16 protein-coding genes are annotated in these 18,485 nt (G+C 62.5%); 12 read left to right on the top strand and 4 right to left on the bottom strand.

From position 1 onward, the window contains the following. Positions 1-228: 228 nt before the first annotated feature. The 3 genes from C8D72_RS12670 to zwf all read right to left on the bottom strand — a co-directional run bounded on the left by C8D72_RS12670 (position 229) and on the right by zwf (position 3,164). The gene (locus tag C8D72_RS12670) at positions 229-891 is read right to left on the bottom strand and encodes a bifunctional 4-hydroxy-2-oxoglutarate aldolase/2-dehydro-3-deoxy-phosphogluconate aldolase (protein ID WP_115854786.1); all 663 of its coding nucleotides are present in this window, start codon (positions 889-891) and stop codon (positions 229-231) included. 124 nt (positions 892-1,015) lie between these two features. Then, on the bottom strand, positions 1,016-1,696 hold the full coding sequence (gene pgl, locus C8D72_RS12665) for a 6-phosphogluconolactonase (protein WP_115854785.1): 681 nt from the start codon (positions 1,694-1,696) through the stop codon (positions 1,016-1,018). Continuing rightward, complete coding sequence (gene zwf, locus C8D72_RS12660) at positions 1,683-3,164, bottom strand: glucose-6-phosphate dehydrogenase (protein WP_115854784.1); 1,482 nt, start codon at positions 3,162-3,164, stop codon at positions 1,683-1,685. Before zwf ends, pgl begins: the two co-directional genes overlap by 14 nt. A gap of 607 nt (positions 3,165-3,771) precedes the next feature. On the opposite strand from zwf, the gene C8D72_RS12655 reads away from it, so the two are divergent. The 4 genes from C8D72_RS12655 to C8D72_RS12640 all read left to right on the top strand — a co-directional run bounded on the left by C8D72_RS12655 (position 3,772) and on the right by C8D72_RS12640 (position 8,466). Beyond that, positions 3,772-5,214 carry a sugar porter family MFS transporter gene (locus C8D72_RS12655; RefSeq protein ID WP_281271626.1) on the top strand — a complete coding sequence of 481 codons (1,443 nt, stop codon included), beginning with the start codon at positions 3,772-3,774 and terminating at the stop codon, positions 5,212-5,214. A gap of 175 nt (positions 5,215-5,389) precedes the next feature. Continuing rightward, positions 5,390-6,241 (top strand): putative selenate ABC transporter substrate-binding protein, encoded by an 852-nt coding sequence (locus C8D72_RS12650; protein ID WP_115854783.1) that lies wholly within the window; start codon positions 5,390-5,392, stop codon positions 6,239-6,241. Positions 6,242-6,245: 4 nt separating this feature from the next. Continuing rightward, positions 6,246-6,941: an ATP-binding cassette domain-containing protein gene (locus C8D72_RS12645; RefSeq protein ID WP_115854782.1), complete on the top strand. Its 696-nt coding sequence runs from the start codon at positions 6,246-6,248 to the stop codon at positions 6,939-6,941. Next, positions 6,928-8,466, top strand: a complete 1,539-nt coding sequence (locus C8D72_RS12640; RefSeq protein WP_115854781.1) for a PhnE/PtxC family ABC transporter permease — start codon at positions 6,928-6,930, stop codon at positions 8,464-8,466. The genes C8D72_RS12645 and C8D72_RS12640 overlap by 14 nt, the downstream gene beginning before the upstream one ends. A gap of 24 nt (positions 8,467-8,490) precedes the next feature. On the opposite strand, the gene C8D72_RS12635 is transcribed toward C8D72_RS12640, so the two are convergent. Then, positions 8,491-10,140, bottom strand: coding sequence for a right-handed parallel beta-helix repeat-containing protein (locus tag C8D72_RS12635; protein ID WP_115854780.1), 1,650 nt, complete (start codon positions 10,138-10,140; stop codon positions 8,491-8,493). A 195-nt stretch (positions 10,141-10,335) separates the two neighbouring features. Between C8D72_RS12635 and C8D72_RS12630 the strand changes: the two genes are divergently transcribed. From C8D72_RS12630 to C8D72_RS12595, 8 genes are all read left to right on the top strand, one after another. Then, positions 10,336-11,088, top strand: a complete 753-nt coding sequence (locus tag C8D72_RS12630; protein WP_115854779.1) for a beta-ketoacyl synthase chain length factor — start codon at positions 10,336-10,338, stop codon at positions 11,086-11,088. A gap of 118 nt (positions 11,089-11,206) precedes the next feature. Beyond that, positions 11,207-11,482 (top strand): phosphopantetheine-binding protein, encoded by a 276-nt coding sequence (locus tag C8D72_RS12625; RefSeq protein ID WP_245955253.1) that lies wholly within the window; start codon positions 11,207-11,209, stop codon positions 11,480-11,482. A gap of 5 nt (positions 11,483-11,487) precedes the next feature. Then, the gene (locus C8D72_RS12620; protein ID WP_147301534.1) at positions 11,488-12,054 is read left to right on the top strand and encodes a COG4648 family protein; all 567 of its coding nucleotides are present in this window, start codon (positions 11,488-11,490) and stop codon (positions 12,052-12,054) included. Beyond that, positions 12,051-13,772, top strand: coding sequence for an ApeI family dehydratase (locus C8D72_RS12615; protein ID WP_115854777.1), 1,722 nt, complete (start codon positions 12,051-12,053; stop codon positions 13,770-13,772). Before C8D72_RS12620 ends, C8D72_RS12615 begins: the two co-directional genes overlap by 4 nt. Beyond that, on the top strand, positions 13,769-14,557 hold the full coding sequence (locus C8D72_RS12610) for a glycosyltransferase family 2 protein (RefSeq protein WP_115854776.1): 789 nt from the start codon (positions 13,769-13,771) through the stop codon (positions 14,555-14,557). The genes C8D72_RS12615 and C8D72_RS12610 overlap by 4 nt, the downstream gene beginning before the upstream one ends. Further along, positions 14,554-15,516 carry a lysophospholipid acyltransferase family protein gene (locus tag C8D72_RS12605; RefSeq protein ID WP_115854775.1) on the top strand — a complete coding sequence of 321 codons (963 nt, stop codon included), beginning with the start codon at positions 14,554-14,556 and terminating at the stop codon, positions 15,514-15,516. Before C8D72_RS12610 ends, C8D72_RS12605 begins: the two co-directional genes overlap by 4 nt. 44 nt (positions 15,517-15,560) lie before the next feature. Further along, positions 15,561-16,160, top strand: a complete 600-nt coding sequence (locus C8D72_RS12600; protein ID WP_115854774.1) for a LolA family protein — start codon at positions 15,561-15,563, stop codon at positions 16,158-16,160. 2 nt (positions 16,161-16,162) lie between these two features. Continuing rightward, entirely contained in the window at positions 16,163-18,484 is a 2,322-nt protein-coding gene (locus tag C8D72_RS12595; RefSeq protein ID WP_115854773.1) for an MMPL family transporter, read from the top strand. The last annotated feature ends 1 nt before the right edge of the window (position 18,485 follow it).

Below are 18,485 nucleotides of genomic sequence, written 5' to 3'. Positions count from 1 at the left end.
GTCTCCAGGTTGGCCCAGGGCGGCCAGGGCCAGCAAATCCCATCCCTGCCCTGCTGAGCGCCGCCCTCCGACGGCCCATCAATCACATGAGGCGGTTTCTCGACCCACAGGCAAAAAAAAGCCCGCCTCAAAACGAGACGGGCAAAACAACAGCCGAGGCTGCCGAGAGAGCTGGTAGCGGCAGGGTCATTCATGCCCTGCCGTCTGATAACTCGGTGAACGCATCACTTAATGCTTGATGGTGGCCACGGTCTCGCGAGCGATGGCGCGGATACCGTCCCAGTCCTCATTGTCGATCAGTTCCTTTGGCGCCACCCAGGTACCACCCACGCACATGACGTTGCGAAGCCGCAGATAGTTTTCCGCATTGTCGGGTGTGATGCCACCGGTGGGGCAGAACTGGACATCACCCAGCGGGCCCGCCAGCGCCTTGAGCGCAGACACGCCGCCACTGGCTTCGGCCGGGAAAAACTTGAAACGACGATAGCCGTACTGCCAGCCGGTCAGAAGCTCGGTCGCGGTTGCGATACCGGGCAGCAGCGGCACCGGGCTCTGGATACCGTACTCGTACAGGCGATCGGTCGTGCCGGGGGTGACCACGAAATCCACGCCGGCGTCTTCTGCGCGACGATACTGGGCCGGCGTCAGAACCGTACCGGCACCAATACTGGCCTCGGGCAGTTCATCACGCAGCCGATACAACGCTTCCATGGCGCAGTCCGTTCGCAGGGTGATCTCCAGTACGGTCAGGCCACCCTCATAAAGCGCGCGGCACAGCGGCACGGCATCTTCAATGCGATGGATGGTCAGCACCGGGATTACCGTGGTCCGCTGACAGATACTGTCAATTTCGGTCGTACGTGTGGACGGTAGCTGCTTGTCCGATGCCATGAAACCTCCTGATCATCACCCCGGCGGTATGCGCCGCACCAAGCGGGCCGAAAACAGGCATCCTCGACCCGCCCCTTGTTATTTGCCCGGCGCATTCCGACGCGCCGGGACATACTTTATCGTGTCATGGCGCCCAGTAAAGTGCCAGCGGCGCATCAAGAAAAGCCCGAATCGGCAGTTCATGACGATCATTGCCTGCCATGGCCCGGGCCAGCACGGTCTTTTTATCCGCCCCATTGAGATGCAGATAGCGACGGCGGGAGCGCATGAGGCGATCGCGCGTCAGGGAAATGCGCGGTTGTCCAACGCTCGGCGCACGGGCAGCAATGACCAGCGCCCCGCTTTCAAGCCCGTCATCAAGCTGATCACTGTCCGGGAACAGCGACGCCGTATGACCATCGCCGCCCATGCCCAGTACCACGACACTGGCAGGCCAGGCAAGCGCGGTCAGGCGCTGCTCCACCTCTTCGGCCCCTTCCTCGGGAGTTTTCCCGTCATTGACGAGCGGATGAAAACGGGCTTCGGCCGCGGCATTGATCAGCATGTTGGAACGCACGAAGCGATCGTTGCTGTCGTCGTGATCGGTGGACACCCACCGCTCATCGGCCAGCGTAATATCCACGCGTGACCACGGCAGTTCAAGCTGACTCAGCGCCTGCATGAACGGTTTCGGCGTGCTGCCACCGGAAAGCACCAGCGTCACCCGCTCCTGCTGCTCCAGATCCTCTCTGAGCGCACCGGCCACACTGACGGCCAGATCCTGGGCCAGACGTGTGCGCGCATCACCTGCTTCAGTAGTCTTCATACCAGCTGCGTCCGTCCTGAGTGATCATGCCGATGGAGGATACCGGTCCCCACGAGCCAGCCGGGTAGCGCTTGGGCAGGATATCGCGTGCTTCCCATCCCTGGATCAGGCGGTCAATCCAGCGCCAGGAGTACTCAATCTCGTCACGACGCACGAACAGATACTGCTGCCCCTTCATGACCTCGAGCAGCAGGCGTTCGTAGGCATCGGGAATACGCGCCGAGGGGAAGGCCTGATGGAAGTCCAGATGCAGCGGACCGGTACGCAGGCGCATACCCTTGTCCAGTCCGCTGTCCTTGGTCAGGACCTGCAGGGCGATCCCTTCATCGGGCTGCAGCCGGATGATCAGCTTGTTGGCCGCCATGCTGCGCTGGTCATTATCAAAGATATAGTGCGACTGTGGGCGGAAGTGAATCACGATCTGCGAGAGCTTTTCCGGCATGCGCTTGCCGGTACGCAGATAGAAGGGTACGCCCGCCCAGCGCCAGTTCTGGATCTCGGTCTTGAAGGCCACGAAGGTTTCAGTACGCGAATCGACATTGGCGCCCTCTTCCTCGAGATAGCCCGGTACCGACTTGCCGCCAATGGTGCCAGCGATGTACTGGCCTCTCACCACATCGGTATCCAGACGTTCGCCTTCAAACGGACGCAGCGCCTTGAGCACCTTGACCTTTTCATCGCGAATGCTGTCGGCATCAAGGTTGGAAGGCGGGTCCATGGCGATCATGCACAGAAGCTGCATCAGATGGTTCTGGACCATGTCGCGCAGCTGACCGGCCTGATCGAAATACCCCCAGCGCCCCTCGATGCCGACCGTTTCTGCCACGGTAATCTCGACGTGCGAGATATGACTCTGGTTCCACTGACTGCCAAACAGCGGATTGGCAAAACGCAGGGCCAGCAGGTTCTGCACCGTCTCCTTGCCCAGATAGTGGTCGATGCGATAGATCCGGCTTTCATCAAAAACGGCACCTATGGCGTCGTTGATCTCCTCGGACGTCTGCAGCGAATAGCCGATCGGCTTTTCGACCACCACGCGGGATTCGTCGTCCAGGCAACCGCTTGTTGACAGGTTGGCGCAGATGTCGCCGTACAAACGGGCTGGCACCGACAGATAAATGGTCAGCGGCCGCGGGCTGTTGCCGTGCCACTGAGCAATCTGGTTGTAGCTTTCCGGGGCAGCAAAATCGATTTCGATATAGTCCAGCCGCGCCAGAAACCGATTCATGCTCTCCTCGGTACGCTCATCGGGGCGCACACGGGTTTCCAGTGCGTCACGCACGCGCGCACGGAAGGCATCATTGTCGTATTCCTGACGGGCCAGACCCAGAATACGGGTTTCCGGCGCCATCAACGCTTCACGATCCAGATGGTAAAGCGCGACATAGAGCTTGCGCAGGGCCAGATCGCCCAGCGCACCGAAAAGCGCCAGATCGACAGCAGTATTGTTGTCGTCATTCACACTCATGCCGTGCTCCCTTCCCGGTTTGGTAGATTTCCGACAACGTTAGACATCAGGACATCATCCTCGCAACACATTGCTTCGCTTCCATCAGGGCAGCAGGTAGCAGCCCCATTGTCTGCCCTTGCGGGTATAAACACTGTCGAACCAATACATCTGACATGTCGGGCAGACCGTTGCACAGGCATGGCTGCGCGCAACCCTGATCATGCGTCATTTGACAGGATAGTTCGGCGGCATCGAGGCTGCATGAAGACTCAATGATATCAGCACTCTGTTGCCTTGGGGATGAGATTTTCAGAACGCCTGGATGATAAAACGCCTTACGCCACACCCCGGACATAGGCCTTTGGTCTAACAAGACGTGACATTTGCTGGCCTTACCCTACCTTAACAATTTTATTATGGTGCGCATGATTCATGACGCAACCAATCATCGCTTCGTGACCATATCTCCCGGGTTCATGACAACGAATCATGTTCATCGAGCCCCGCCCTCTGCACATGGCGACAAAAGCTCATAATGGCGCAGTACACCGACAGGGGCACTGGTAGTTTATGGCTGACACGATTAAGCAACCCCCTTTTATCATGGCTGTATTAAGGAAATGACATGGCAGGTTACTCAGGGAGCAGCTCAGGCGCTGCACAGTACACTCAGGCGAAACCGGACGCCGTCAAAAATGCCGATATTGTGCCCATGGTATGGCTGAGCTGTGGCTTGGCCGCACTGGCCGGCCTGCTGTTCGGCATGGACATCGGCGTCATCTCGGGTGCCCTGCCCTTTATCGTCAACGAATTTCAGATTTCCACCCTGATGGAAGGCTGGATCGTCAGTTCCATGATGGTCGGTGCGGCTCTGGGTGCCATGGGCGCCGGCGCCGTGTCACAGCGCTTTGGCCGCAAGAAGGCGCTGATGTACAGCTCGATGCTGTTTTTTGTCGGTGCTCTGGTGGCCGTCATGTCGACCAGCCCGCACATGCTGGTCGCTGCCCGTATCCTGCTGGGCCTGGCCGTGGGCGTGGCCTCCTTCACCGCGCCGCTATATCTCTCTGAAGTGGCGCCCGAGCGTATTCGTGGCACCACCATCTCCTTTTATCAGCTGATGGTGACCATCGGTATTCTGGCGGCCTTCATGTCGAACCTGGCCTTTAGCTATATCGAAAGCTGGCGCTGGATGTTCGGCGTTCTGATGATTCCGGCCGCCATGCTGTTCATCGGGGTACTCATGGTGCCCAACAGCCCTCGCTGGCTGGCCTCGCGCGATCGCTTCGATGAAGCCCGCCAGGTGCTCACCAAACTGCGCAGCAGCAAGACCGAAATCGACTACGAGATGGGCGAAATCGAGGAGAGCATCAACGCTGAGCAGCAAAGTCGCGGCTTTCAAATGTTCAAGGAGAACCCCAATTTCCGCCGCTCGGTGATGCTGGGCATCTGCCTGCAGCTGGTACAGCAGTTCACCGGCATGAATGCCATCATGTACTTCGCCCCGCAGATCTTTCAGATGTCGGGCTTTGAAGGCACCGCCGCCCAGCTCTGGAGCACGGTCGCGACCGGTCTGGTCAACGTTCTGGCGACCTTCATTGCCATCGGCTTTGTGGACCGTCTGGGCCGCAAACCCATCCTCTATGCCGGCTTTACCGTCATGGCCGTCAGCATGGCTGTCCTGTCCTCGATTCTGATCATCGGACCGACCACGACCTTCCTGCAGTATACCGGCATGGCCTCGCTGCTGATCTTTGTGGCCGGTTTTGCCATGTCTGCAGGCCCGCTGATCTGGACCCTGTGCGCCGAGATCCAGCCGCTCAACGGCCGTGACTTCGGTCTGAGCTGCTCAACGGTCGCCAACTGGGTGGGTAACTTCGCCATCGGCCAGTTCTTCCCGGTCATGATCGCCGCCATCGGGGGCGCCATGACGTTTGGCATCCTCTCGGTACTCAACGTGGTCTTTATCATCTTCACCCTGCTCCTGATTCCCGAAACCAAGGGTGTCTCGCTTGAGAAGATCGAAAAGAACCTGATGAGTGGCAAGTCGCTCAAGGACATTGGCGCCTGATCGGCCCCATTCGTTGGAACAGGACCCCTCTCCCGTGAGAGGGGTTTTTCATGTGCCCCAACCCATCAGGGCATCGAACGAGAAACATAAAAATATCAGCAGTGACGTATATAGGTTCTCGGGCGTGCTAGCATGCGCGTTCAACCCTACTCGACGCTTCTGAGGAGTTTCCCCGATGCGCAGGCTCGTTGCCCTTTCCCTTGTGCTGTTCAGCACCACCACCCTTGCCGACACCTTCCGGTTTACGGCCATTCCCGATGAAGACGAAGCAAGGCTGGTCGAGCGTTTTGACAAGGTCGCTGATTACCTTTCCGAGCAGACAGGTCTGGAGGTCGAGTATGTCCCGGTCAAATCCTATGCCGCTGCAGTCAGTGCCTTTCGCAACGATCAGGTCCAGCTGGCCTGGTTTGGCGGATTGACCGGCGTTCAGGCGCGCCAGATCGTGCCGGGCTCCCGGGCGATTGCCCAGGGCAAGGAAGACGCCGAGTTCGAGACGTACTTCATTGCCAATGCCGATACGGGGCTTGAAGCGGATCAGTCTGAACTGCCGGAGGCCCTGGAAGGCAGGACCTTTACCTTCGGCGCCAAGACCTCGACCTCCGGACGATTGATGCCCGACTACTATCTGCGCGAGCGTTTCAACGAAGCGCCCGAAGAGGTGTTCTCCCGGGTGGGCTATTCAGGAGATCACACCCGCACCATGGCGCTGGTCGAGTCCGGCGCCTTTGATGTCGGCGCACTCAATTACACCGTCTGGGAAGCCGCCGTGGCCGATGGCCGCGTGGATACCGACAAGGTACACGTGATCTGGTCAACGCCGGCCTATCCGGACTACCAGTGGACCATTCGCGGTGATGTTGATGCCCATTATGGCGATAACACCACGGAACGCGTTCAGAAGGCACTGCTGAACATGACCGCCCCCGACCTGCTGGCCAGTTTCCCGCGTGAAGGCTTTATCCCGGCCTCCAACGAGGACTATGCGCCCATCGAGAAGGTCGGTCAGGAGCTGGGGCTGCTGCGATAAGGCCATGCTGGACACTGCCACTGTCGACCCGGGCGCCTCTGGCGTGATCGCAGGATTTGATCACGCCTGCCTGAGCCATGACGACCATATTGTCTTCCCCGAATTGACACTGCGCATCCAGCAGGGCGATCGCATCGCCCTGCTGGGACGCAGTGGTGTGGGCAAATCGACCCTGCTGGAGGCCCTGCGTCTTCGACTCGATGACCAGAGCGCCTGGTGCCCGCAGGCCAATGCGCTGGTGCCCACGCTTTCGGCCTATCACAACATCTACATGGGGCGGCTCGCCCATTTTTCACGCTGGCAGAATCTGATCAATCTGCTGCGACCCGACCCAACCTGCTGGCAGGAGATCAGTGAGCTTGCCGATACGCTGGGCCTTGACGGACTACTGCGGCGTCAGGTTGACCAGCTCTCCGGCGGCCAGCAGCAGCGTGTCGCCATTGCCCGCGCCCTGTATCAAAAACGCCCGGTCTTTATCGGCGATGAGCCGGTCGCCAGCGTTGATCCGCGCCAGGGCGTGCGTCTTCTTGACCTGATCAACGCTCGCCACCAGACCTGCGTAGTGGCCCTGCATCAACGTGAGCTGGCACTGGCGCACTTTGATCGCATCATCGGTCTGGATGACGGGCGCATCATTATCGACGCCCCTGCCAATGAGCTGAGCGCCAGCGATCTTGACGTGCTTTATGTCACGGACTGAGGCACCCGCCGGCTGGTTCAGCTGGCTTCGAGGCGACAATGTCGGCGCCAGGCTTTTGCGCCTGACACTGGCGATGATCGCCATCACGCTGCTGCTGTTGCCCTGGGCAGATCTGTCGATCACCACCCACGATCCGTGGGGCGAACTGGGACGTATGCTCAAGGGCATGCTCCTGCCCGACATCACGGCCACCGAATCACCGCTGCGGGCGTTGCTGCTGACGATCGCCTTTGCCCTGTGGGGCGTGGTGCTGGGTATCGTGCTCGGATTTCCGCTGGCCCTGATATTCATGCGCTCACGTCTGGTGCGCACGCTGTGCGCCTTTGTACGCGCCATCCACGAGCTCTTCTGGGCGCTGCTGTTTCTGCAGGTTTTCGGGCTCTCCGCCATTACGGCACTGGCCGCCATCGCCCTGCCCTATGCCGCGACGTTTGCCAAGGTTTATGCCGAAATCCTGGCCCAGATCGATCGCCGCCCGGCGCGCATGCTCTCATCCAGAACCGACCGGCTGTCACGCTTTGTCTATACCGAACTGCCGCTCGCCTGGCAGAGGCTATCAGGCTACACGCGCTATCGCTTTGAATGTGCCCTGCGCGCCAGCGTGCTGCTGGGGTTTGTCGGACTGCCGACGCTTGGTTATTACCTGGAAAGCGCCTTTCGTCAGGGGCGTTATCACGAGGGCGGCGCCCTGCTGTGGGCCTTTTACCTGCTGATTGCACTGCTGCCCTGGTGGGCACACCGCCGCCTGCTCGTGCCCTGGCTGCTGGGGACGGCGTTTTTGCTCGGGCCCTGGCCCAGCGTCAACCCGACACTTTTGTGGCAGTTTTTAAGTCATGACATCTGGCCCCAGCCGCTGCTGAGTGGCGATATCGCTGCGCTTCCGGGGTGGTTTTCCGGGCTGCCGGATCTGCTGCCTGCCATCGGCAACACCCTGCTGCTGGGACTGATGAGCACCGTCGGCTCACTGCTGGTGGCCCTGCTGGCATGGCCACTGGTCAGCCGCCATTTCGGCAACCGTGCCACGCGCACCCTGGGGCGCAGCACGCTGATTGTCATGCGCTCGACGCCGGAGCTGTTGCTGGCCTTTATCCTGCTGCTGCTGACCGGCCCGTCGCTGCTGCCGGCATGGATTGCGCTGTCGCTGCACAACGGCGCCCTGATCGCCTTTCTGGCCGCCCGCCATGCCGATGAGATAAGGCCGGGACTGCCCGACATTCGAGGGATCAATCTGTACAGCCACGAACTGCTGCCGCGCATCTACCCCGGCATTCTGGCGCTTTTGTTCTATCGGGCCGAGGTCATCATGCGCGAGACGGCGCTTCTGGGGATGCTGGGCGTGGTTACGCTGGGCTTTCACATTGACTCAAGCTTTGAGTATCTGATGTTTGATCAGGCCGTCGCCCTTTTGATGATAACGGCCCTGATCAACATGGGCGTGGATGTGCTCTCACGCCGCCTGCGCCCGGACGCCCTGCCTGAGCGTCGTCATCAGCCCCGCCCGGCACCGGTTGGCGACAGTGTGTAAGGGCGCTGCCGGACGGGCCGGGCCTCAGCCCGGATGGAAGATCGACAGGCTGAAGCTCTCGGGCAGCGCTGGTTTGCCGCTCTGGCGCTCGACAAAGCGGACCCGAAACCCCTTCCAGGCCTGATATTTGGACGACCCGGAATAGGCCGACAGGTACTCGATGCCGTCATGGACGATGCCGGCATCCTCCACCGTGACCGTAATGATCGGGTCACGCAGTTCCACCTCGCCGTCGGGGAAGGAAAACTCGACCTTCCCGTCATCGACCGCCTCGCAGCGACTGAAAAAGTCACAGCCGGGGCCGCCGCCCTTGCGCCATTTGACAAACTGCGGGATGCCGGTCAGGGCATGACGCACCTCTCCCTTCTTGTCCACCAGCGACGTTTTACCGACCATGCCCGGGCGACCACGATTAACGCGGTAATCGTCATACAACAGTTTGTCGTCGCCATCGAGCTGGGAGGCAAAGCGCAGGGCACCGTCCCATACGCCCTTGTTTTTGGTCTCCGTGTCGGTATCAAACACCACATTGCCCTCGGGGCCGCTGTGGCGCAGGACAATCGGGTTGGTCTGACGGGTTTTGGCGGAGTGGCTCGACTGAATCACCAGCGGCGTAGCCGGCTTCCACTCATCCGCCTCGGCGCGCAGCGAATCCGGCGATAGCCGCAGGGCGTTGCCGGTCGAGTTGCGAATCACCACCTCACCGCCATCCAGCGACACCCCGCCCATGCTGCCGCTGTGCTTGCCGTCCTTGAAGACGTTGGTCCAGCCGTAAACGCAGGTGTTGGACGAGGCGAAGCAGTTCATGAACTGCTGGCTTTCGGTGATCCGCACACAGGGCCAGGGCGATTCACCGCCGTTGCGGCCTTCCCACCAGTTGCCGATAAAGCTGGAGCGATAGATCAGCCGGGCGCGAATGGCATCCCCTTTCAGGGCCTCGAAGATATTGTCCTGAAAGGTCGCCCCATAGACATTTTTCTTGAAAATGATGCCATTATCGGAATAGTTGAACTCGTTGCCGACAAAGCGTGCCGTGGTGGAATTTTCACCCTTTTCGTCGTCTACCTGCACGCCAACACTCACACCAATGAAGGTACAGCGCAGCAGGTTGTAGTTGACCATGATCTCCCTGACCCGAATGGCCGTCTCGGCGGAAGTGAAATGGACGTTCTCGATGACAGTGTTGTAGCCGCTGCTGTCGATAAAGGTACCTTTCCAGCGCCCCTCTCGATTATTGGAAAAGTTGAGATCACGCACCACCGGGCCATGGTTGGTGAACATGACGCCGTCGCCCAGCGAGTGAAACGGCATCAGCCTGGCGTGATCGCTGTGCTTGAAACGCCGCCTGCCGGGGCCGACGAGATTCTTGCCCTTGAGATCGACCGTCTGGCCGATCGCGTAGCTTCCCGGCGGCACGTACAGGCTGTTGACGATGCTGGAGCGCGCGGCATGGATAAAGGCCGCCGAGCTGTCACGCTTGCCGGTCGGGTCGGCGCCCCAGTAAAGAATGTTATTGCGGGCGGTCATGTCGAGCGCTTCGGATCGCTCGCGTGACTCACTGGCCTGGGCCCGCTCCGGGGTCGTCAGTACACTCGCCATGCCGGCAACAGGCAGCAGGGTCAGAGCTCGACGCATGAAGCGTCGGCGATTGCGATCGTCTGTGGAAAGCGCCATTCAAAACTCCGTATAAAGCCTTACAAGGCCTGAATCAGGGTGTATCACACCTGTTTTGGACAGACACTGCCATGCCATTGTGGCGATCAGCGCCCGGGCAGCATTACCATGACCGTCTGTCATGTTTGTCATACTCCCGGTTTATGAAACCACGCCTGCCGCTTACAATCAGATGTCACTTTCCGGGAGGCTCGCATGGACTGCTTACCCCATGCTGATACCGCACTACCCACGCTCTATCTCAACCGCTGGCGCGCTTGGCTTCCCGAGCGCGCCGGCGAGGACGTGCCGGCGTGTGTCATCACCGATGAGAAGCCGCCAGCCCCCAGCGTGCCGGCCCTGCTGCGACGGCGCCTGACTCCGCTGGGACGCGCGGTCTGCACGCTGCTGGGCGAGATGAGTGCCCATGAGCGCACCACCATGCCGATACTGCACGCCTCGCGCCACGGCGACGGCCACCGCCCACTGGACATGCTCGACACGCTGTTCGAGGGCGAGCCGCTCTCGCCGGCCCGGTTCGGACTGTCGGTGCACAACGCCGTGCTGGGCGTCTACTCGATCGCCTTTGACAATCACGCCTCGATGGCCGCGCTGGCCGCCGCCGGTGAGGAGTTCGAGGCGCTTTTAAGCGAGGCCCGAGGCTATCTGGCGGAGGGATGCGACAGCGTCATGCTGATTTTGACCGACTCGCCGGTGCCCGAGCGCTATCGCATCCAGACGCAGGCGCCACAACACCCCTCCGCCATACTGATGGAGCTGTCGCTGTCCCCCGCCCCCGATGCCGTGTGTCTACAGGCCCGCGCTGCCGACACGACCGACGAACCGGCGCAGACCATCACACCGCCGCTGCTCACGGACTGGCTGATGGGCGGGAGCGATCTGATCGCGCGCACGCCCGTCCTTCGCTGGCAAGCTTTTGAGGTGATGGACACGACGCCGGCTGGATAGCGCCCCAAAGAACGTCCGGTTCTGGCATCATATGCCGCCCGAACCTGCGGGGCAGACGAGGATTCAGCCGCGTACTCGTCTGCCCGGGCACGACAACAAGGATCCTGGAGAACGCCACATGGCCGATACCCCATTGACCGAACTTGAACGCGATGTCGCCAACATGATTATCGAAGCGCTGGAGCTTGAAGATATTACAGCTGACGATATCGAGCCTGAAGCTCCCCTGTTTGGCGAAGGACTCGGGCTCGACTCCATCGATGCGCTGGAACTGGGGCTGGCGCTGCAAAAGCGTTACGGCATCCGCCTGGACAGCGATGCCGAAGAAAACCGCGAGCATTTTGCCAGTCTGCGACAGCTCAGCGCACTGGTTGCCGAGCGTCGCAGCGACTGAGGTCCATGATGGGAGCCACGCCAGCCGCACGCCCCGGCCCACGTCACTGGTCATCGACGCTGTCGATGGTGCTGTTTCCGGCCGCCCTGTGGATTGTGTTGCCCCTCTGGGGCACCCACGCCCTTTTAATCACATTTGTGATACTGGCAGGCGCCCAGTGGCTGGCCGGCGAGCATCGTTGGCGCTGGGCGCTGGTAGTGCTGACGCTGCTGGCGCTGCTGGCCGGCGGACAGGCAGAACTGGGCGTGCGCCTTTACCCGGTCATGATCAACCTGTCGCTGGCGCTGCTCTTTCTGGGCAGCCTGCGCACCACCCCCCTCATCGAGCGTCTGGCACGCCTGTCGGAACCCGACCTGCCCCTCGAAGGCGTGCGTTATACCCGCCGGGTGACCTGGATGTGGGGCATTTTCATGAGTTTCAATACCGTGGTAGCACTGGTACTGGCGCTCCATGCGCCACTACACGCCTGGCAGACCTGGACCGGCGCCCTCAGCTACGCCCTGGCGGCCCTTTTGATGTCGGGTGAGTGGCTGGTGCGCCAGCGGGTCCGGCGCCGGGCGGTGAACGCATGAGCGCTCACCCTCTCTCTGCGCCCTCGCTGACGCGCTGCCCGTGGCTGTCGGGCGAGGCCACGGACATCGTGGCCCGTTCCGGCCAGCAAAGACGCACCCGCGGCGAGCTGTGTGACGCCATCAGGGCCTGGGCCAATCTGCCCCTGCCACCGGATCGGGAAGTGGCGCTGTATGACAGCGACCCCTGGCGCTTTACCGCGGCCCTGCTGGGGCTCTGGCACGCCGGACGCCGGGTCTGGCTGCCCGGCGACGCCCTGTCCGAGACCGTGGCCCAGCTACGCCGACGCCATCTGGTTCTGCTCGGCGAGCTGCCGGGCGCTCGGCCGACACCGCCGCCTGACGCGCACGTCACCCTGGCCCCCGAACTCTCCCCCGAGCAGGACGCCGTGGTGCTGTTCACCTCCGGTTCCAGCGGCGAACCCACCCCCATCCATCGCACTCTGGGCCAGCTGGAGGCGGAAGTTGCCGCCTTTGAGCGCCACTGGCCGCTGGCCGAGGGCGTCGTCATCAGCCAGGTCAGCCATCAGCACACCTGGGGACTGACCGCCGGGCTTTTGAGAGCGCTGGCGACCTCGCACCCCTTTGGTCTGGAGATCGTCACCTGGCCCGAGACGCTCGCCGAGTGGCTTTCGAACGTGCCGGTCAGTGCCCTGATCAGCTCACCGCCGCAGCTCTCACGCCTGCCCGGCAGCACCATCGGCATGCCCAGCCGCGGCCCGGGGCGAATCTTCAGTGCCGCCGCACCACTTGATGAGAAAGCCGCCGCCCAGGCCGAGACCGTGCTGGGCAGTGAACTCATCGAGATCTACGGCAGCTCGGAAAGTGGTGCCATCGCCTGGCGCCGGACCGGTCAGGATACGATCTGGCAGGCGCTTGATGACGTAAGACTTCGTAGTGATGGCGCGCGCACGCTGCTGCAGTCAGAGCGGCTGCCCAGGCCCGAACAGTGGCATGAGCAGGCCGACCACATCCAGCTGCTCAGCGAGCACCCGGTGCGCTTCACCCTCCACGGGCGCGCCGATCGCATCGTCAAGGTGGCCGGCAAGCGCGTGTCGCTGGAAGGGCTGGCCCATCACATTGAAGCCTTCCCCGGCGTACTGGCGGCCCGCTGCCTGACCATTGACCACTCGGGCGGGCGTATTGGCGCGGTCATCGCCATGGCGCACGACGCCATTGCCCATGATCACGACACGCGCCGCCGGCTCATCAGTGACCTGCGCGCCCATCTGGCCGGCGCCTTTGAACCCGTGGTGCTGCCGCGTTTCTGGCGCTTTGTAGACCGGCTGCCGGTCAACGCCCAGGGCAAGCTGACCCGGGCCATGGCACGCCATCTCTTTGATGATCTCGATGATCGCCGCCAGCCGCGCTGGCTGGACATCGAGTCACCGGACCCCGATCAGCGCCGGATCACGCTGGAAATCCCCGAGCGTCTGGCAGCGCTGGAGGGCCACTTTCCGGGACGGCCGATCGTGCCCGGCATCGCGCTCATCCACTGGGCCCGTCAGCAGGCCGAACGCCTGTTCGACGCGCCGGATCGATGGCGCGACATGCGACGAGTGCGCTTTCCCGCGCCGCTTTTACCCGGTGATCGCGCCGTCATGACGCTGAGTCGCCAGCATGACGCCCTGACCGTGAGCGTCAGATCTCATCGCGGTCAGCATCTGCAGCTGCGTCTGCTCGGTGTCGACCCGGCAACCGAACCCCGGGAGTCTTCATGAATCATGCCCGCGACGGCGCTGCGTTTTCCCCCTGCGTGCTGGTGCCGGTGTACAACCATGAACATGCCATTGTGGCGACCTGCGAAGGGCTGGCCTCGCTGGATCTGCCCATCGTGCTCATCGATGATGGCAGTCATGCCGCCTGCGCCGCGGTGCTTGATCAACTGGCGCAGGCGAGTGACGTACATCTGTTGCGCATTGGGCGTAACCGGGGCAAGGGCCATGCCGTGCGCAGCGGACTTGCCCATGCCCAGTCGCTTGGCTTTACCCACGCCCTGCAGGTGGATGCCGACGGCCAACATGATCGCCGGAGTCTGCCGCCCTTCATCGAGGCGGCCCGGCAGCAGCCCGAGCGGCTTTTCATTGGCTATCCGCGCTTTGATCACAGCGTGCCGCTGCACCGCTTTATCAGTCGCTATATCACCCATGTGTGGGTGTGGTGCAATACGCTCTCCACGGCGCTACGCGACACCATGTGTGGCGTGCGCCTTTACCCGCTGGCCCCGGTTAATACCCTGCTGGCACGCCACGGCTGTGGCGATCGCATGGAGTTTGATACCGAGGTGCTGGTGCGCTGGTTCTGGACCGGCCAGCCGGTCGACAATCTGCCGGTGCGGGTCACCTATCCCACGGATGGCGTGTCCCATTTCCGAATGTTTCGCGACAACGTCCTGATGGCACGCATGCATCTGCGCCTGACGCTGGGGATGTTGATACGACTGCCGACGCTGCTGCTCAGACGCTGGCGGCATCCGCACAACGTGCAAGACAAGAGTTCCTCATGACATCACTGCAACGCAGACGCGCCAAACGCCACTGGTCGGCCATCAGCGAATCCGGCTCGCTCAGGGGTATTCGTCTGATGCTGGCCATTTACGACCGCTTCGGCGCGCGCGCCTATCAGGGGGTCCTGTTTCTGGTCGGGCTCTACTATTGGCTGCGCCGACCGATCGCGCGGCACGCCTCCAGGGAGTACCAGCAGCGCCTGAAGGCCTTCTGCCCGTCGGTGGCGCTGCCGCGCCTGACCACCGTGCGCCACTTCACGACCTTCGGTACGGCCATTCTGGACAAGGTGCTGGCGCTCTACGGGCGCATTACGCCCGAATCCATCCATATCGAACAGCGCGAGACACTCAGAGCCGCCATCGATGCCGGCCGGGGCGGCATTATCGTGGTCACGCATCTGGGCAGCCACGAGGTCTGTCAGGCGCTGGGCCGCCTGCGCCGCGACCTGAAGATGAGCGTGGTCATGCATACGCAGCATGCGCAACGCTTTAATTCCCTGTTTGCCGGGATTGACCGTCCCATGCCGGTGGAGATGATCGAGGTCAGCGACATGGGCCCCGCCACGGCCCAGCGGCTTCAGGCCCGCGTGGCCGAAGGCGGCTTTGTGGTCATCGCCGCCGACCGCGAACCCGTTGAAGCAGGTGCCAGGCGCCGCTGGATCGACTTTCTCGGACAAAAGGCGCCCTTCCCCGAGGGGGCCTTCTGGCTTGCCATGCTATTGCGCTGCCCGCTCTATCTGCTGGTCTGCGCGCGTGAGGGGCAGACCCATCACGTGCACTTCGAATCGCTGGGGGACGCCGGGGCGCTGTCGCGCCGGGAGCGCGATGCCTGGATGCAGGAAACCATGGCGCACTTTGTCAGCCGCCTTGAGCATTTCTGCTGTCGTTATCCGCTACAGTGGTTCAACTTTTACCCGTTCTGGCAGTCCGAGAAACCAGACGCACGCCCACCCCGTTAACCCCCGGACACCCGCTGTCCTGTCGGCTCAGGAGCTTGAGTTACATGTCTTGTCGCAAGCGCTTACGATCACTGTCCCTTGTCCTTGCCACGCTTCCATTGTGGCTTGCGGCCCTGCCGGCCCACGCCATGAGCCTTGAGTCGCTGGCAGACCATCTGGCCGCCCAGGGCGACGTGGCCGGTCGCTTCGAGCAGACCCGTTATCTGGCCGATCTGGATACGCAGATTGATGGCCGCGGTCGCTACCGCTTCGAGCAGGGCAATCGCGTGACCTGGTCGCTGGAATCACCGGTGGAAGAGACCATGGAGCTTTCCGAAGCCGGCATCCGTCGCAACGGCGAGCGCCTCGACGATGATCCGGCGGGCGTGGCCACCCTGATCATGCAGCTGCTCAATGGTCAGCTCTCGACGCTGGCAGATCGTTTCGAGGTCACGCTTGAAGGTAACCAGCAGGCATGGCACGCCACCCTGGTGCCGCGTCAGCAGGGCCTGGCAGAGTATCTCGACAGTATCGACATGCGCGGCGATAACCGCCTCGAGCAGATCAACATGGCCATGGCTGACGGGGATCGGCTCAACATCCATCTGCTGCCCCCCGAGGAAGACCCCGGCACCGCTGATACCTCCTCACGACAGGCGCCATAACCATGATGCGCGCCACGCGCCTGCCAGCCCTTTTGTGGCTGATGGTCCTGACGGCCTGTCTGGCCTTCAGCAGCGTTCAACTGCTGCGTGGGGCAAGCCTTGATACCCGCATTACAGCGCTGTTGCCCGAGACCCACCAGTCTCCCGGGGTCGATCGCGCCAACGATCAGCTCAGCGCCCCTTTCACCCATCGCTTCGTGCTGCTGCTGGAGGCCGAGCAGCCGAACGAGGCATCGGGTGCGCTGGCACAGACGCTCGAAGACGCCGACGTAGTCAGTGAACTGCGCTATCGCCCCGGCGATTATCAGCTCGACAATCTGCTGGAGGTGCTGGGCCCGTCGCGCTATCGCCTGCTGGGCGAGAATCTGCGCGCCACCATCGACAGTGGTGACACCGACGATCTGCGCCGTCAGGCGCTGGCCTCACTGATCATGCCCACCGGGCTTGATCAGCATCCGGTACGCGACCCCTTCGGGCTGCTGGATCGCTGGCTCGACAGTCAGCTCTCCACCCGTTTCGATACCCGGGGCGATCTGGTCACGCTCGAGGTGGACGGCCGGTCGCTGGTGGTCATGACCGCAACGCTTTCAGGCAATGCCTGGGACACCGGCCTGCAGGATCGCCTGACCGACGCCATCAACGACTTCCAGGGGGCGCACCCCGACGCGCAGCTATGGCGCTCCGGCATGGTCTTTCACGCCGCCGATGGCGCCCATCAGGCCAAAAGCGAGATCAGCACCATCGGGCTGGGCTCGCTGATCGGCGTGCTGTTGATTTTGCTGGTGGTCTTTCGCTCGCCGGTCACGATCGCCACCCTGCTGCTGCCGCTGGTCGCCGGCGGCGTGTTTGCCCTGGCGATCACGCTGTGGTGGTTTCAGGGCATTCATCTGTTGACCATTGCCTTTGGCAGCAGTCTGATCGGGGTGGCGATCGATTATGCGCTGCACCTGCAGTGCGCCCGCACGCTGGCAGGCCGAGAGTTCCGGCTGCGCCGCATGCTGCCGGGGCTGGCACTCGGGCTGGTGACCAGCGTCATGGCCTACGTGGTGCAGGCCTTCACGCCCATGCCGGGGCTGCGTCAGATGGCCATATTTGCCGGCTGCGGTCTGGTGGGCGCCTGGCTGACGGTGGTGCTGTGGCTGCCGCTGACGCGCGTGCATACCACGCCGGGTACGCGAGCGCTGGCCGAAAGGCTCTGGGGGGTACTCGACCGGCTACGCGGCCGGCTCGGGCCGCGGCTGGCGCTGGTACTGGCACTGGTGGCCATCAGTATTGCCGGCGTGCGCCTGCAGGGCGATGACAGCCTGCGCTTGATCAACACCTCCTCACAGCAGCTGCTGGGCGATGAGGCACTGGTTCAACGCGAGCTGGGCCGCGATACCGGCACCGTCTATCTGCTGGTCATGGCCCACGACACCGAAGGCTTTCTCGGCCGCGTCGAATCGCTCAATCCCCTGCTGGAGTCGCTGATGCAGGAGGGCCATCTGGGCGGCTACACCAGTCTGGCCGAGCGCGTGCCCTCCCGGTCACGTCAGAGTACCAACCTTGAGCGCACCCGCACGCTCTATCAGCAGCAGCTCGATCAGGTCTATGCCTCGGCCGGGCTGCCGCCGGCCCTGTACGAGCGCGCCCTGGAAGCCCTGGAGCAGTCCCCCCCGCTGACGCTGGATCACTGGCTGGCAAGCCCGCTGGGCGAGAGCGACCAGCGCCTGTGGCTTGGCGAGATCGACCGGGGCCAGGTGGGTGGCATGATCACGCTCAACGGCGGCATCGATGATCGTGCGCGCCAGCAGCTGGCAAGCCTTGCGCGCAGTGATGAAAACATCGAGCTGGTCGACCGGGTCGAGCAGATCAGCGCGGTGCTGGGCGAGCTGCGCCGTCAGATCGCGCAGTGGGTCGCCGGCGCCCTTGTTGCGCTGACCCTGTTGCTGGCGCTGCGCTATCGGTGGCGCACCTGGCGGGTCATCGCCCCGGCCGGCGGCGCCATCCTGACCGTGCTCACGCTCTACGCCCTGCTGGGGGTGCCGCTCAATCTGTTCCATCAGCTGGCGCTTTTGCTGGTGCTGGGCATCGGGCTGGACGCCGGCATCTTCATGCAGGAACATCCCAGAGCGCATCACGCCTGGCTTGCGATCACGCTGTCAATCATTTCGAGTCTGCTGGCCTTTGGCCTGCTGGCCTTCAGTGCCACGCCGGTACTGCACCACATCGGCATGACCACCCTGATCGGGCTGGCCAGCGTCTGGCTGCTCACGGCGCTGGTGCAGCACCGCCTGCCGCCGGATCAGACCACACCTCATGACAATGCCCATGACCATGGATAAC

Source organism: Kushneria indalinina DSM 14324, from assembly GCF_003385845.1.
GTDB classification, from domain to species: Bacteria; Pseudomonadota; Gammaproteobacteria; order Pseudomonadales; family Halomonadaceae; genus Kushneria; species Kushneria indalinina.
The sequence above is the reverse complement of the archived record's forward strand: the minus strand, read 5'-3'. Positions and strand labels throughout refer to the sequence as shown.

Coding starts and splice junctions, on each gene's coding strand:
- C8D72_RS12670 (WP_115854786.1), bottom strand. CDS start 891: ATGGCATCGGACAAGCAGCTACCGTCCACACGTACGACCGAAATTGAC.
- pgl (WP_115854785.1), bottom strand. CDS start 1,696: ATGAAGACTACTGAAGCAGGTGATGCGCGCACACGTCTGGCCCAGGAT.
- zwf (WP_115854784.1), bottom strand. CDS start 3,164: ATGAGTGTGAATGACGACAACAATACTGCTGTCGATCTGGCGCTTTTC.
- C8D72_RS12655 (WP_281271626.1), top strand. CDS start 3,772: ATGGCAGGTTACTCAGGGAGCAGCTCAGGCGCTGCACAGTACACTCAG.
- C8D72_RS12650 (WP_115854783.1), top strand. CDS start 5,390: ATGCGCAGGCTCGTTGCCCTTTCCCTTGTGCTGTTCAGCACCACCACC.
- C8D72_RS12645 (WP_115854782.1), top strand. CDS start 6,246: ATGCTGGACACTGCCACTGTCGACCCGGGCGCCTCTGGCGTGATCGCA.
- C8D72_RS12640 (WP_115854781.1), top strand. CDS start 6,928: ATGTCACGGACTGAGGCACCCGCCGGCTGGTTCAGCTGGCTTCGAGGC.
- C8D72_RS12635 (WP_115854780.1), bottom strand. CDS start 10,140: ATGGCGCTTTCCACAGACGATCGCAATCGCCGACGCTTCATGCGTCGA.
- C8D72_RS12630 (WP_115854779.1), top strand. CDS start 10,336: ATGGACTGCTTACCCCATGCTGATACCGCACTACCCACGCTCTATCTC.
- C8D72_RS12625 (WP_245955253.1), top strand. CDS start 11,207: ATGGCCGATACCCCATTGACCGAACTTGAACGCGATGTCGCCAACATG.
- C8D72_RS12620 (WP_147301534.1), top strand. CDS start 11,488: ATGATGGGAGCCACGCCAGCCGCACGCCCCGGCCCACGTCACTGGTCA.
- C8D72_RS12615 (WP_115854777.1), top strand. CDS start 12,051: ATGAGCGCTCACCCTCTCTCTGCGCCCTCGCTGACGCGCTGCCCGTGG.
- C8D72_RS12610 (WP_115854776.1), top strand. CDS start 13,769: ATGAATCATGCCCGCGACGGCGCTGCGTTTTCCCCCTGCGTGCTGGTG.
- C8D72_RS12605 (WP_115854775.1), top strand. CDS start 14,554: ATGACATCACTGCAACGCAGACGCGCCAAACGCCACTGGTCGGCCATC.
- C8D72_RS12600 (WP_115854774.1), top strand. CDS start 15,561: ATGTCTTGTCGCAAGCGCTTACGATCACTGTCCCTTGTCCTTGCCACG.
- C8D72_RS12595 (WP_115854773.1), top strand. CDS start 16,163: ATGATGCGCGCCACGCGCCTGCCAGCCCTTTTGTGGCTGATGGTCCTG.